This window comes from Cupriavidus sp. IK-TO18 (assembly GCF_015549295.1).
GTDB classification, from domain to species: domain Bacteria; phylum Pseudomonadota; class Gammaproteobacteria; order Burkholderiales; family Burkholderiaceae; genus Cupriavidus; species Cupriavidus oxalaticus_A.
Map to the genome: position 1 here is coordinate 120,430 of NZ_JADGMP010000008.1, position 13,807 is coordinate 134,236.

Here is a 13,807-nt window from a genome sequence, read left to right on the forward strand (position 1 = left end):
CCGTGCCTGGCGGCCGAAGGTGCCCGAAGGGCGAACCTGGGTCCTCTGATTAGGCCTTTGCCACCGGCCACGACACGCCCGAATGCAACGGGTCATGACGCGCCGGTGCCTGCACATTTTCGTGCGCATCGTCGCGAACTTTCTCGCGAGGTCTAATCAAAGGTTCCCGTAGGGCCGGCCTGCGCGGCATGACGGCGGCGGTGCCGAACCCGACTCCAATCCAGCACCCGGCCCGGGCCCACCGCGCCGGAGCGTGGGCGGGCCGGGAAGCCGAGAACCATTCCGTATTCAACACCCAAGCAATTCGTGGCCGGGCCGCCCGCGGCGCCGGCCGCTTCGCCTACCCGCGAACACCATCACAGACAGGACTCCTGATGTTCGGATTTCTCCGCAGCTACTTCTCCAACGACCTGGCGATCGACCTCGGCACCGCCAACACGCTGATCTACATGCGCGACAAGGGCATCGTGCTGGACGAGCCCTCGGTCGTCGCGATCCGCCAGGAAGGCGGCCCCAACGCCAAGAAGACGATCACGGCGGTGGGCAAGGAAGCCAAGCAGATGCTGGGCAAGGTGCCGGGCAACATCGAGGCGATCCGCCCGATGAAGGATGGCGTGATCGCCGACTTCACCGTCACCGAGCAGATGCTCAAGCAATTCATCAAGATGGTGCACGACAGCAAGCTGCTGCGCCCGAGCCCGCGCATCATCATCTGCGTGCCGTGCGGCTCGACCCAGGTCGAGCGCCGCGCCATCCGTGAATCCGCCCTGGGCGCCGGCGCCAGCCAGGTGTACCTGATCGAGGAGCCGATGTCGGCCGCGATCGGCGCCGGCCTGCCGGTGTCGGAGCCGTCGGGCTCGATGGTGGTGGACATTGGCGGCGGCACCACCGAGGTGGGCATCATCTCGCTGGGCGGCATGGTCTACAAGGGTTCGGTGCGCGTCGGCGGCGACAAGTTCGACGAGGCCATCGTCAACTACATCCGCCGCAACTACGGCATGCTGATCGGCGAGCAGACCGCCGAAGCGATCAAGAAGGAAATCGGCTCGGCCTTCCCGGGCTCCGAAGTCCGCGAGATGGAAGTCAAGGGCCGCAACCTTTCCGAGGGCATCCCGCGCGCCTTTACCGTTTCGTCCAATGAAATCCTGGAAGCCCTGACCGACCCGCTGAACCAGATCGTGTCGGCGGTGAAGATCGCGCTGGAACAGACCCCGCCGGAACTGGGCGCCGACATCGCCGAGCGCGGCATGATGCTGACCGGCGGCGGCGCGCTGCTGCGCGACCTGGATCGCCTGCTGGCCGAGGAAACCGGCCTGCCGGTGCTGGTCGCCGAAGACCCGCTGACCTGCGTGGTGCGCGGCTCCGGCATGGCGCTGGAACGCATGGACAAGCTGGGCAGCATCTTCTCCTACGAGTAAGCACCAGGAACTGCACGTGGCGATGCGCGGCCTGCCGGATCGTTGGATCAGGGCGGTGTCGCGGCGCCGCATCCGCCGGGGGATCGCCCCGGCAACGCCCGCCGCCCTGCGGCGCCGTGCCCACCCCGGGCGCGGCACCGCGGGCGGCGCGGTGTTTGCGGCATTCGCATGCGTGCACCGGCCTGCGTTCGGGTAAATGGATTACTCTCCTCCGCCGCTCTTCAAGCAAGGCTCCTCCGCTGTCGCCAGGCTGGTGCTCTACGTGGGCATCGCGCTGGCGCTGCTGGTGATCGACGCCCGTTTCAACGCGCTCAGCGTTGGCCGGCAGGTGGCCGCCACCGTGCTGATGCCGGTCGAACGCCTGGTGCTGGTGCCACGCGACGCGCTGCGCACGGTGTTCGACTACGCGCAGTCTTCGGCGATCCTCGCCTCCGAGAACCGCGAACTGCGCCAGATCGCCGTGCAGCAGGCCGAGGCCTCGGTGCGCCAGGCGCAGCTTGAGGCCGAGAACAACCAGCTGCGCAAGCTGCTGGGCCTGGCCCAGCAATCGGCCACGCCGGTGACGGCGGCTGAGATCCTCTATGACGCGCGCGACCCCTACAGCCAGCGCATCGTGATCGACAAGGGCAGCCAGCAGGGCCTGCGCGCCGGCTACCCGGTGATCGACGAGCGCGGCGTGGTGGGCCAGGTCACGCGCGTGTCGCCGTTCCAGTCCGAAGTGACGCTGCTGACCGACAAGGACCAGGCGATCCCCGTGCAGGTGGTGCGCAACGGCCTGCGCAGCGTCGCCTTCGGCGGCGCGCGCGCGGGCCAGCTGGACCTGCGCTTCATGGCCGCCGCCGCCGACCTGCAGCAGGGCGACCTGCTGGTGACGTCGGGGCTGGACGGCATCTATCCGCCGGGGCTGCCGGTGGCGAAGATCGTCCATATCGAGCGCAAGGCCGACACCGCGTTCTCGCGCATCTACTGCGAGCCGGTGGCAGGCGTGCGCGCGCACCGGCAGCTGCTGGTGGTGCGCTACGACTCCGCGATCCCGCCGCGCGAGACCGTCGAGTCCAAGCCCGAGGCGCCGGTCAAGGGCGCCAAGTCCGCCGCCGCACGCGCGGCAGCGGCCAGCGCCGCGGCGGCCAAGGCGCCTTCCGCCAGAGAGGCCAGGGACGCCAGGGACGCCAGGGAGGGCCAACGGTGACCAACCCCCAATACCTGCTGCGGCCGGTCAATCCCGCCTTTATCGCGCTCAGCTTCGTGCTGGCGTTCCTGTTCAACCTGATGCCGTGGGGCGACACGCTGTGGATCCCCGACATGGTGGCGCTGGTGCTGGTGTTCTGGAACATCCACCAGCCGCGCAAGGTGGGCATGGGCGTGGCCTTTGCGCTCGGCCTGCTGATGGACGTGCATGATGCGCGCCTGCTGGGCGAGCATGCGCTGGCCTATACGCTGCTGGCCTACTTTGCCATCACCATCCACCGCCGCGTGCTGTGGTTCACGGTCTACACCCAGGCGCTGCACGTGCTGCCGCTGCTGTTCATCGCGCACGCGGTGCCGGTGCTGATCCGCCTGGCGATGGGCGCGCCGCTGCCCGGCTGGCCGCTGCTGCTGGCGCCGGCGATCGAGGCGCTGCTGTGGCCGCTGGCGACCAGCCTGCTGCTGGCGCCGCAGCGCCGTTCGAGCGATGTCGACGAGACGCGTCCGATCTGACGCCAGATTTGACGCCACCCGTCCCTAACAGGCCCCGCGCAGTACTATGACCGAAATCCGCAACGTCGAACTGGAAATCGGCCGCTTCCGCATCCGCGTGGCGGCCGCGGCCCTGTTCACGGTGATCTGCTTTGGCCTGCTGTTCGCGCGCTTTTTGTGGCTGCAGTGGTACAAGCATGACCAGTACTCGGCCAAGGCCGAGGACAACCGCATCTCGGTGGCGCCGATCGAGCCCAACCGCGGCATCATCATGGACCGCAACGGGATCGTGCTGGCGCGCAACTATTCGGCGTACACGCTGGAGATCACGCCGTCCAAGCTGACCGATACGCTGGAAAACACCATCGAAAGCCTGTCGACGCTGGTGGAGATCCAGCCGCGCGACCGGCGCCGCTTCAAGCGGCTGATGGAAGAGTCGCGCAGCTTTGAAAGCCTGCCGATCCGCAGCCAGCTGACCGATGCCGAAGTGGCGCGCTTCTCCGCGCAGCGCTTCCGCTTCCCCGGCGTGGACGTGCGCGCACGGCTGTTCCGCCAGTACCCGCTGGGCGAGTCGGCCTCGCACGTGATCGGCTACCTGGGCCGCATCTCGCAGCGCGACCAGGAGCGCATCGAGGCCATGGACGAGGCCAACGATGCCGACAGCGCCAAGTACGATCCGCGCAAGGACGCCGACAACTACAAGGGCAGCAACTACATCGGCAAGATCGGCCTGGAGCAGAGCTACGAGACCGAGCTGCACGGCCTGACCGGCTTCGAGGAAGTGGAAGTCAGCGCCGGCGGGCGCCCGATCCGCACGCTGTCGACCTCGCCCGCCACGCCGGGCAATAACCTGATCCTGTCGCTCGACATCCGCCTGCAGCAGCTGGCCGAGGCGCTCTACGGCGACCGCCGCGGCGCGCTGGTGGCGATCGAACCGACCACCGGCGACATCCTGGCGTTCGTTTCCAAGCCGACCTTCGATCCCAACCTGTTCGTCGAGGGCATCGATACCAATACCTGGAACGAGCTCAACGGCTCGCCCGACAAGCCGCTGCTGAACCGCCCGCTGCGTGGCACGTATCCGCCGGGCTCGACCTACAAGCCGTTCATGGCGCTGGCGGCGCTGAGCACCGGCAAGCGCACCGCGGCGTGGGGCATGTCGGACCCGGGCTTCTTCACGCTGGGCAACCACACCTTCCGCGATGACAAGCCGGGCGGGCACGGCTGGGTCGACATGCACAGCTCGATCGTGCATTCGTGCGACACGTACTACTACGCGCTGGCGCGCGACATGGGCGTCAACGGCATCCATGACTTCATGAAGCCGCTGGGCTTCGGCCAGATCACGGGCATCGACATCGAGGGCGAAAGCCGCGGCATCCTGCCGTCGACCGAGTGGAAGCGCCGCGCCTACCGCAAGCCCGAGCAGCAGAAGTGGTATGACGGCGAGACCATCTCGCTGGGCATCGGCCAGGGCTACAACAGCTTCACCATCCTGCAGCTGGCGCAGGCGACCTCGGTGATCGTCAACAACGGCAAGGTGATGAAGCCTCACCTGGTCAAGGCGGTCGAGGACGCGGTCACGCGCAAGCGCACGCTGACGGTGCCCAAGGAAAGCTACACGATCCCGTTCAAGCAGGCCGACATCGACGTGATCAAGCGCGCCATGGTGGCGGTGACGCATGCCGGCACCGCGGCGCGCGTGTTCGCCGGCGCGGCCTATGAGTCGGCCGGCAAGACCGGCACGGCGCAGACCTACAGCCTGTCCAAGGGCGAGAAGTACAACCACCACGCGCTGGCCGAGCACAAGCGCGACCACTCGCTGTACACCGCGTTCGCGCCGGCCGACCAGCCGAAGATCGCGATCGCGCTGATCGTCGAGAACGCCGGCTTCGGCGCCGCGGTGGCCGCGCCGATCGCGCGCAAGCTGATGGACTACTACCTGACCGGCAAGTGGCCGGCCGAACTGGAGGCGATGGCGCCCCCGGCCAGCGAGCGCGTGGCCGGCCGTCCGCCCGTGGATACGCCGAGCGTGTTCACCACCGGCCAGACCGCCAGCATTGCCAGTGCCACGGTGATGTCCTCCGGTGCCGCGCCCGCGAGCGCCGTGGCCGCGGCTTCCGGCGCGCAGCCGGTGACGCCGGAGGCCATTGCCGCCGCGCTGAACGCCGAGGCGATCGCGCCGGCCTCGGCCGTCGAGACGCTGGACCAGCGCATGCTGCAGGCCCTCGGCCACAGCAAGCCCGCGCCGCAGCCGGCCTCCGCCCCCGCCGTGCAGCCCGCCAGGGCGCCCGCGCCCAAACCTCGCGTCAAGCCCGTGTCCGCCAAGGCGGCCAGCGGTGCCGACGCCACCCGCTGAAGGAGACGCGCATGGATCGCCGCCGCGTCATGTCCCTGATCAAGACCGCGCTGACCGGTTTTGACAAGCCGCTTTCGCTGATCGTCTTCCTGCTGTTTGCCACCGGCGTCGTCGCGCTGTACTCGGCCGCCATCGACATGCCGGGCCGCGTCGAAGACCAGTTGCGCAACATCCTGCTGTCGTACGTGGTGATGCTCGTGATTGCCTACCTGCCCACGCAGACGCTGATGCGGGTGGCGGTGCCGATGTACACGGTCGGCGTGGCGCTGCTGATCGCGGTGGCCATGTTCGGGCTGATCCGCAAGGGCGCGCGCCGCTGGCTCTATGTCGGCATGGTGATCCAGCCGTCCGAGATCATGAAGATCTCGATGCCGCTGATGCTGGCGTGGTACTTCCAGAAGCGCGAGGGCGTGATCCGGTGGTTCGACTTCATCGTCGCGCTGGGGCTGCTGCTGATCCCGGTTGGCCTGATCGCCAAGCAGCCTGACCTTGGCACCGCGCTGCTGGTGATGGCCGCCGGCCTGTATGTGATCTACTTCGCCGGGCTGTCGTGGAAGCTGATCCTGCCGCTGCTGGGGCTGCTGGTGGTGGCGATCACGCTGCTGATCACGTTCCAGAACGACATTTGCGCGCCGGGCGTGAACTGGCCGGTGCTGCACGACTACCAGCAGCACCGCGTATGCACGCTGCTCGATCCGACCAGCGATCCGCTCGGCAAGGGCTTCCACACCATCCAGTCGATCATCGCGATCGGCTCGGGCGGGGTCGAGGGCAAGGGCTTCCTCAAGGGCACGCAGACCCACCTCGAATTCATTCCCGAGAAGCACACCGACTTTATCTTCGCGGTCTACTCCGAAGAGTTCGGCCTGATCGGCAATGCGCTGCTGCTGGTGCTCTACCTGCTGCTGATCTTCCGCGGGCTGTTCATCGCCGCCAACGCGCCGACGCTGTTCTCGCGGCTGCTGGCCGGGTCGATCACGCTGATCTTCTTTACCTATGCGTTCGTCAACATGGGCATGGTCAGCGGAATCCTGCCGGTGGTTGGCGTGCCGCTGCCGCTGATTAGCTATGGCGGGACGGCGCTGGTGACGCTGGGGGCGGGGGTTGGGCTCCTGCTGAGTATTTCGCGGCAGAAGCGGTTGATACAGACGTAGCGCGGGCGGCACAGGAAAGGGGGGCGCGGCTCCCCTTTGCTAAACTGCCACCCAATTTTCCTCTACCGGTCCAAGCCCCATGAACGCCCAAGACGTTGCCGCCTACCTGCAGAGCCATCCCGAATTCTTCGAAGAGCACGCCGAGCTGCTGGCCACCGTGCAGCTGACCAGCCCGCACAGCCATCGCGCCGTGTCGCTGCAGGAACGCCAGATGGAAATCCTGCGCGAGAAGAACAAGGGCCTGGAGCTGCGCCTGGCCGACCTGGTACGCCATGGCCACGACAACGACCGTACCCAGCAGCGCCTGCACGACTGGCAGCTGCGGCTGCTGGCCGAGGCCGATTCGCACGCGCTGCCGTATGCCGTGCAGGACGGCCTGCAGCAGGCGTTCGACGTGCCCGCGGTCGCGCTGCGCCTGTGGAACGTGGCCGAACAATACGCCCACATGGAAGTCGCGCAGGATGCCAGCGAAGACATGCGCCTGTTTGCCGAGGGCCTGCGCGCGCCGTATTGCGGCGCCAACAGCGGCTTCGAGGCGGCAGCGCTGCTGGAGCGCGACGACATCGTTTCGCTGGCGATGGTCGCGCTGCGCGTGCCCGTGCGCGCGGCCGATGCCGGCGCGGACGTGCAGGGCACGGCGTTCGGCCTGCTGGTGCTGGGATCTCCCGATCCGCGCCGCTTCCATGAAGGCATGGGCACCGCCTACCTGGCGCAGATCGGCGAAGTCGCCGGCGCCGCGCTGAACCGCCTGCGCGACTGAGGCCAATGCCGTGAGCGCACGCCGGCCGCCGCGCCAGCCCGCTCCCGCGTTGGCGGATGACGGCGCGCCGCCGCCGTCGCCGTCGTCAGATCGGCCGGCCGATCCGCTGGTCGTACAGTATCTCGACTGGCTGCGCGGCAGCCGCAAGCTCGCCGACCATACGCTCGCCAGCTATGGCCGCGACCTGCGCGTGCTGCAGGCGCATGCCACGCGCTACGCGAGCGGCGTCGCATTGCTGGCGCTGCAGACCCACCATATCCGCAACTTCGCCGCCAGGCTGCATGGCAGCGGGCTGGTGGGCACCAGCATCGCCCGCACGCTGTCGGCGTGGCGCGGCTTCTACCAGTGGGCGGCGCGGCATGGCCATGGCGTGACGGTCAATCCGGTCGAAGGCGTGCGCGCGCCGCGCTCCGGCCATGCACTGCCCAAGGCGCTGTCGGTCGAGCATGCGGTGGCGCTGGTTGCCCACAGCGCCGGCACCGATGCCCAGGCCCTGCGCGACCATGCGGTGTATGAACTGTTCTATTCCAGCGGGCTGCGGCTGTCGGAACTGGTGCAGCTGGACCTGCGCTATGCCGACGCCGACGGCTACCGGTCCAGCGGCTGGCTCGACCTGGCTGGCGCCGAAGTGACGGTGACCGGCAAGGGCGCACGCCGGCGCACGGTGCCGGTCGGCAGCAAGGCCATGGAGGCGCTGCGCGCCTGGATCGCGGTACGCGACACGCTGCTGCGCCCCGGCGCGGCACCCGACGACGCGCACGCGCTGTTCCTGGGACCGCGCGGGCGCCGGCTGTCGATGCGCACGGTGCAGCTGCGGCTCAAGCAGCAGGCGCTGGGCGCCGGCGTGCCGGCCGACGTGCATCCGCATATGCTGCGGCACTCGTTTGCCACGCACGTGCTGCAGTCGTCGGGCGACCTGCGCGCGGTGCAGGAGATGCTGGGGCACGCCAGCATCTCGACCACGCAGATCTATACCGCGCTGGATTTCCAGCACCTGGCGCGCGTCTACGACAAGGCGCACCCGCGCGCGGGACGGCGTTCGGCGCCACCGCCCGACGAAGCGGACGAAGCGGACGAAGCGGACGAAGCCGAGGACTAGCTCACTCCCACTGCGCCAGCACCTCGCGAAAGCGCTCGATCTCCGGCATCAGCCAGCTGCGGAAGGCCTGCACCTTGGGCAGGTTGAGCGAGCCCGGCGCACAGACGAAGTACAGCAGCCACGGACACGGGATGCTGACGTCGAACAGCCGCACCACGCGCCCCGCCAGCAGGTCGTTGTAGGCCAGCGACGAGCGGATCAGCGCGATCCCCTGGCCCTCCGACGCGGCCTGCAGCAGCAGCGACGAATCCTCCATCAGCAGGCCCTTGCGCGGCTCGGGCCAGTCCAGCCCGGCGGCCTCGAACCACGGTTTCCACGGATCGCCCTCGCCGCGCAGCAGCGGCAGGCCGGCCATCTCCTCCGGTTTCTGTGGCAGCCGGCCGCCGTTGAAGCTGGGGCTGCACATCGGGAAGAAGACGTCGTCGAGCAGCTTTTCCACATACAGGCCGGGATAGTCGCCGCTGCCCATGCGCAGCGCGATATCGACTTCCTCATGGGCAAAGTTGACCAGCGTGTTCGACGACAGCAGCTCGACGTCGAGCTCCGGATGACGCTCGATAAAGCTGCCGATGCGCGGCGTGAGCCAGCGCGCGGCGAACGAGGGCATGGTGCTGATGGTCAGGCGCTTGTCGCGGTTGCCGGCCTGCAGCACGCGCGTGGCATCGGCGATCTGCAGCAGCGCGTCGCGTACGCGTTCGGCGTAGATGCGGCCCGAGGGGGTCAGCGCCACGCGCTTGCCGTGGCGCTCGAACAGCGGCAGGCCCAGCTCGTCTTCCAGCGCGCGGATCTGGTGGCTGACCGCGCCGTGGGTGACGAACAGCTCCGTCGCCGCGCGCGAAAAACTCTCGTGGCGCGCCGCCGCCTCGAACGCGCGCAGGGCGGTCAGTGCCGGCAGGCGCGGCAGCTCGCGGTGCCAGCCGCGCGGCAGGTCCTTTTCCCAGGCGCTTTTCCAGGCCATGGCTGCCTCCGGTGAAGTCGGGTGTATGTGAGTTTGACTAACAAGAACAAAGAAAATATATCGTTTTGATAGTGTCAGGGCAATCACTAATATTCCATCACCGGCCCCCGCTGTAGCGACTTACTTAACAGCGAATTCCACAAGGTTTAACTGGCCTGGTCCCCTTGCCGGGCCAATTTCAGTGGATTCGTTGCCGCATCGCGATAGCGTGGCGCAAGTGCCCCCGGCCGGCTGAACGGAGAACTTCGATGAAAACCGTGCTCACAACGACCGTGTTCACCCTGAATCCTGGCGAAGTCACCGCGCTGTCGGTGCACGCCGCCCAGCGCCTGCATGTCGAGAAAGCCAATGGCATGGACGTGTGGCTGACGCGCGAAGGCGATTCGGAAGACTACTGGCTGCGTTGTGGCGGCAGCCTGTTGCTCCGCTCCGGCGACGAGGTGGTGGTCAGCATCGACCCGCGCGCGCAGGAACCGGTACGCCTGGCGCTGATCGCCGAGGCGCGCCGTCCGGCGCTGGCGCTGGCGGATGTGCCGCACCTGGTGTACCGCAGCCTGCGCCGGCTGGTTCGAGGCACGGAATGGACGCCTAACCAGGACCAGGCGGCCGCATCCTGAAGCCGACGCGGGAAGCGGGCGGGGATTCGTCCGCGTTACACCGGCGCCACGCGCATCTGCGCCTGGCCTGGCCGCGTGACGCAAGCGGCAAGTCCTCGGTGCGGCAAGACTGACGGGAGCAGAGCAGGGCCGGCGCAAGCCGGCCCTTTTCGTTACACTCTCGCCATGCATCCGATTCAGATCATCGAACGCGGCCGCGAGGACTATCAGCCGTGTTTCGACGCGATGCGCGCCTTCACCGCCGCACGCTCCCCCGAGACACCCGACCAGATCTGGCTGGTCGAGCATCCGCCGGTCTACACGCTGGGCCAGGCGGGCGATCCCGCACACCTGCTGTCGCCTGACGACAACATCCCGGTAGTGCAGATCGATCGTGGCGGCCAGATCACCTATCACGGTCCAGGCCAGGTAGTGGCTTACCTGCTGCTCGATTTGCGCCGCCGGCACCTGATGGTGCGCGAGCTGGTCCACGCCATCGAGCAGGCAGTGCTGGACACGCTCGCGGCGTATAATCTCGCAGCCGAACGCAAGCCCGGCGCCCCCGGCATCTACCTGTCCGACGGGCCGCACCAGGGCGCCAAGATTGCCGCGCTCGGCCTCAAGATCCGCAACGGCTGCAGCTACCACGGCGTCAGCCTCAACGTGCAGATGGACCTGTCGCCGTTCCTGCGCATCAATCCCTGCGGCTATGCCGGACTGGAAACGGTCGACATGGCGACCGCGGGCGCCACCTGCCCGGTGGCGGATGCCGATGGCGCCCCCATGCCCGTGACCGCGGCACGACAAACCGACATCGCACAGCGCCTGGCGGCTGCATTGTGCGAAGTGCTGGCAGCGCACGAATCCCGCGTGCTGGCGGCTGAAGCCGCCGACGTGAATGCCGACCCGGCCCTGGCCTCCTAGTCAAAAGCGAAATGCACGCTGAGCGCGTGCGGAGAAATGTATGAGCGACGCCCTGATCGCCACTTCCAGCGAAGCCCCGCAGTCCCCCGCGGAGGCGTACGACCCGACCCGCAAGCAAAAGTCGGCCGACAAGACCGCACGCATCCCCATCAAGATCGTGCCGGCCGAAAAGCTCAAGAAGCCGGACTGGATCCGCGTGAAGGCCGCCACCGGCAATTCGCGTTTCTATGAGATCAAGGACATCCTGCGCGCCAACAACCTGGTGACGGTGTGCGAGGAAGCCAGCTGCCCGAACATCGGCGAATGCTTCGGCAAGGGCACGGCCACCTTCATGATCATGGGCGACAAGTGCACGCGCCGCTGCCCCTTCTGCGACGTCGGCCACGGCCGCCCGGATCCGCTGGACGTGAACGAGCCCGGCAACCTGGCGCGCACCATCTCCCAGCTCAAGCTGAACTACGTGGTGATTACCAGCGTCGACCGCGACGACCTGCGCGACGGCGGTGCCCAGCACTATGTGGATTGCATCTCGCAGACGCGCGAGCTGTCGCCCGACACCCGCATCGAAGTGCTGGTGCCCGACTTCCGCGGCCGCCTGGACAAGGCGCTGGACATCCTGCAGGCCTGCCCGCCTGACGTGATGAACCACAACATGGAAACCGTGCCGCGCCTGTACAAGCAGGCCCGCCCGGGCGCGGACTACGCGCACTCGCTCAAGCTGCTGCAGGAATTCAAGCGCCGCAATCCGAACGTTCCGACCAAGTCCGGCCTGATGGTCGGCCTGGGCGAGACCGACGAGGAAATCCTGGAAGTCATGCGCGACATGCGCGCGCACGACATCGACATGCTGACCATCGGCCAGTACCTGGCGCCGTCGAACCACCACCTGCCGGTGCTGCGCTACGTGCACCCGGACACCTTCAAGATGTTCGAGGAAGAGGCCTACAAGATGGGCTTCACCCACGCTGCCGTGGGTGCGATGGTGCGCAGCTCGTACCATGCTGACCAGCAGGCGCATCAGGCGGGGTTTGCCTGAGCAGCATCGGGTTCATGACTTGTCAGAGCGGCCGGGACTAATCCCGGCCGTTTTGCTTTGCGCATCGCATTCCCCGGGCTGCCAGCCTACACTGGTAAAAAGTGCGCTACCAGGAATCCCATGAGCCCCTGCACCATCCACCGCCTCGCCGAACGAGCGCTGCTCTACAGCGTGGCGCCGCCCGCATCGCTCGAGGTCCAGCGCCGCATCTGGGCGATGGCGGCGCGGGCCGAAGGGTGGCGCGGCGTGGTCGACGTGGTGCCGGGCATGAACAACCTGACGGTGATCTTCGACGGCAGCGCCGATGTCGAAGGGCTGGAGCGCGGCCTGAAGCAGGCCTGGGCCTCCGGCGAGGCGCGCAACACCACCGGCAAGGTGGTCGAGATCCCGGTGCGCTATGGCGGTGGGCATGGGCCGGACCTGGCCGACGTGGCCGCGCACACCGGGCTGTCGCCGCGTGAAGTGGCGCGCCGCCATGCCGCCGGCGAGTATGTTGTCTATTTCGTGGGTTTCCAGCCTGGCTTTGCCTATCTGGGCGGGCTGGTGCCCGAGCTGGCCACGCCGCGCCGGCGCGAGCCGCGGCTGGCGGTGCCGGCCGGCTCGGTCGGCATCGGCGGCGAGCAGACCGGCATCTATCCGGCGGTGCTGCCGGGCGGCTGGCAGCTGATCGGCCACACCGATATCGCACTCTTCGTCGCGGATCGCGATCCGCCGTCCCTGCTGGCGCCCGGCGATACCGTGCGCTTTGTCGCCGAGGAAATCATCGCGTGATCGAAATCATCCGACCTGGCGCGCTCGCCTCGGTGCAGGACCTGGGCCGTACCGGCTTCCGCCATATTGGCGTGGGCAGTTGCGGGGCGATGGATACACTGGCCGTGGCGGTCGGCAACCGGCTGCTGGGCAATGCGCCCGGGTGCGCCGCCATTGAGTTCGCGCTGGGACGCGCCGCGGTCCGCTTCCATGCGGACATGCGCGTCGCGCTGGCTGGCGCGGAGTGCGGCGCGACGCTGGATGGCACGCCGGTCTGGTCCTGGCATGCCTTCGACGCGCACGCCGGCGAGATCCTGGTGCTGCCGCCGGCGCGTGGCGGCACACATGCCTATCTGTGCGTGGCAGGCGGCATTGCCGTGGAGCCGGTGATGGGCTCGCGCAGTACCGACCTGAAGGCCGCCTTTGGTGGCCTGGATGGCCGCGCGCTGCAGGAGGGCGACCGCTTGCCGGTGGGACGCGCGGGTTTGGCGGCCGATGGCGACTGGATCGGCGTGCAGGCGCCGGCGTGGGCGCTGCCCGCGGACGTCAGCGGCAAGGCCATGCCGGTGCGCATGTTGCCAGGCCCGGAGTATGAAGACTTCGAGGCGGAATCGCAGCAGGCGCTGTGGCAGTCCGACTGGGTTGTCACGCCCAACAGCAACCGCATGGGCCTGCGCCTGAACGGCCCCGCGCTGGCGCGCCGCGCCGAGCGCAGCGCCGACCTGCTGTCGCACGGCGTGGTGCCGGGCGTGATGCAGGTGCCGCCGGCCGGCCAGCCGATCGCGCTGATGGCCGATGCGCAGACCACCGGCGGCTATCCCAAGATCGGCGTGGTGATCGGCGCCGACCTGTGGCGGCTGGCGCAGGTGCCGCTGGGCGCGGCCGTGCGCTTCGTGCCGGTGACGCTGGCACAGGCCGCTGCCGCGCAGGCGGAGCTGGACCGCTACCTGCGCCAGATCGAACAGGCGCTGCAATGGCAGGGCGACGGCATGGCCATCGCCGCGCGCCGGCGCACGCTGACCCGCGCGGCGGCCTGAGCCGTCCGCGGTATTTGTACACATCGACAGAAGGCGGTA

Annotated in this window: 13 protein-coding genes; 12 read left to right on the plus strand and 1 reads right to left on the minus strand. The window is 68.2% G+C overall.

Features of this window, described 5'->3' with window-relative positions:
- The first annotated feature begins 374 nt into the window (after positions 1-374).
- From IPF36_RS08355 to IPF36_RS08385, 7 genes are all read left to right on the plus strand, one after another.
- Positions 375-1,418, plus strand: a complete 1,044-nt coding sequence (locus tag IPF36_RS08355; protein WP_008648066.1) for a rod shape-determining protein — start codon at positions 375-377, stop codon at positions 1,416-1,418.
- Positions 1,419-1,614: 196 nt separating this feature from the next.
- Entirely contained in the window at positions 1,615-2,607 is a 993-nt protein-coding gene (gene mreC / locus IPF36_RS08360; protein WP_195427759.1) for a rod shape-determining protein MreC, read from the plus strand.
- Positions 2,604-3,116 (plus strand): rod shape-determining protein MreD, encoded by a 513-nt coding sequence (gene mreD, locus IPF36_RS08365; RefSeq protein ID WP_029047791.1) that lies wholly within the window; start codon positions 2,604-2,606, stop codon positions 3,114-3,116. Before mreC ends, mreD begins: the two co-directional genes overlap by 4 nt.
- 46 nt (positions 3,117-3,162) lie before the next feature.
- Positions 3,163-5,454 carry a penicillin-binding protein 2 gene (mrdA, locus tag IPF36_RS08370; protein ID WP_195427760.1) on the plus strand — a complete coding sequence of 764 codons (2,292 nt, stop codon included), beginning with the start codon at positions 3,163-3,165 and terminating at the stop codon, positions 5,452-5,454.
- A gap of 11 nt (positions 5,455-5,465) precedes the next feature.
- Positions 5,466-6,608 (plus strand): rod shape-determining protein RodA, encoded by a 1,143-nt coding sequence (rodA, locus tag IPF36_RS08375; protein ID WP_133094973.1) that lies wholly within the window; start codon positions 5,466-5,468, stop codon positions 6,606-6,608.
- A gap of 79 nt (positions 6,609-6,687) precedes the next feature.
- Complete coding sequence (locus tag IPF36_RS08380) at positions 6,688-7,368, plus strand: DUF484 family protein (protein WP_133094974.1); 681 nt, start codon at positions 6,688-6,690, stop codon at positions 7,366-7,368.
- A 49-nt stretch (positions 7,369-7,417) separates the two neighbouring features.
- Positions 7,418-8,467, plus strand: coding sequence for a tyrosine recombinase XerC (locus IPF36_RS08385; RefSeq protein ID WP_218959527.1), 1,050 nt, complete (start codon positions 7,418-7,420; stop codon positions 8,465-8,467).
- Between the two features lies 1 nt (position 8,468).
- On the opposite strand, the gene IPF36_RS08390 is transcribed toward IPF36_RS08385, so the two are convergent.
- On the minus strand, positions 8,469-9,425 hold the full coding sequence (locus tag IPF36_RS08390) for a transcriptional regulator GcvA (protein ID WP_133094976.1): 957 nt from the start codon (positions 9,423-9,425) through the stop codon (positions 8,469-8,471).
- A 248-nt stretch (positions 9,426-9,673) separates the two neighbouring features.
- Here IPF36_RS08390 and IPF36_RS08395 point away from each other — a divergent pair, with 248 nt between their 5' ends.
- The 5 genes from IPF36_RS08395 (at position 9,674) to IPF36_RS08415 (ending at position 13,768) form a co-directional block, all read left to right on the plus strand.
- A complete protein-coding gene (locus IPF36_RS08395) occupies positions 9,674-10,042 on the plus strand; it encodes a DUF2917 domain-containing protein (RefSeq protein WP_029047785.1) in 369 nt (122 codons plus the stop codon).
- 165 nt (positions 10,043-10,207) lie between these two features.
- Positions 10,208-10,945, plus strand: a complete 738-nt coding sequence (gene lipB, locus IPF36_RS08400) for a lipoyl(octanoyl) transferase LipB (protein WP_135704116.1) — start codon at positions 10,208-10,210, stop codon at positions 10,943-10,945.
- Between the two features lie 40 nt (positions 10,946-10,985).
- A complete protein-coding gene (lipA, locus tag IPF36_RS08405) occupies positions 10,986-11,981 on the plus strand; it encodes a lipoyl synthase (protein ID WP_133094978.1) in 996 nt (331 codons plus the stop codon).
- Positions 11,982-12,101: 120 nt separating this feature from the next.
- Entirely contained in the window at positions 12,102-12,752 is a 651-nt protein-coding gene (gene pxpB, locus IPF36_RS08410; RefSeq protein WP_133094979.1) for a 5-oxoprolinase subunit PxpB, read from the plus strand.
- Complete coding sequence (locus tag IPF36_RS08415) at positions 12,749-13,768, plus strand: biotin-dependent carboxyltransferase family protein (RefSeq protein WP_195427761.1); 1,020 nt, start codon at positions 12,749-12,751, stop codon at positions 13,766-13,768. The genes pxpB and IPF36_RS08415 overlap by 4 nt, the downstream gene beginning before the upstream one ends.
- Positions 13,769-13,807: the final 39 nt, after the last annotated feature.

What these genes read in the sequence shown, in the direction of transcription:
- rodA (WP_133094973.1), top strand. Translation starts at nt 5,466, where the DNA reads ATGGATCGCCGCCGCGTCATGTCCCTGATCAAGACCGCGCTGACCGGT.
- lipA (WP_133094978.1), top strand. Translation starts at nt 10,986, where the DNA reads ATGAGCGACGCCCTGATCGCCACTTCCAGCGAAGCCCCGCAGTCCCCC.
- IPF36_RS08390 (WP_133094976.1), bottom strand. Translation starts at nt 9,425, where the DNA reads ATGGCCTGGAAAAGCGCCTGGGAAAAGGACCTGCCGCGCGGCTGGCAC.
- IPF36_RS08395 (WP_029047785.1), top strand. Translation starts at nt 9,674, where the DNA reads ATGAAAACCGTGCTCACAACGACCGTGTTCACCCTGAATCCTGGCGAA.
- lipB (WP_135704116.1), top strand. Translation starts at nt 10,208, where the DNA reads ATGCATCCGATTCAGATCATCGAACGCGGCCGCGAGGACTATCAGCCG.
- mrdA (WP_195427760.1), top strand. Translation starts at nt 3,163, where the DNA reads ATGACCGAAATCCGCAACGTCGAACTGGAAATCGGCCGCTTCCGCATC.
- pxpB (WP_133094979.1), top strand. Translation starts at nt 12,102, where the DNA reads ATGAGCCCCTGCACCATCCACCGCCTCGCCGAACGAGCGCTGCTCTAC.
- IPF36_RS08355 (WP_008648066.1), top strand. Translation starts at nt 375, where the DNA reads ATGTTCGGATTTCTCCGCAGCTACTTCTCCAACGACCTGGCGATCGAC.
- mreC (WP_195427759.1), top strand. Translation starts at nt 1,615, where the DNA reads ATGGATTACTCTCCTCCGCCGCTCTTCAAGCAAGGCTCCTCCGCTGTC.
- IPF36_RS08380 (WP_133094974.1), top strand. Translation starts at nt 6,688, where the DNA reads ATGAACGCCCAAGACGTTGCCGCCTACCTGCAGAGCCATCCCGAATTC.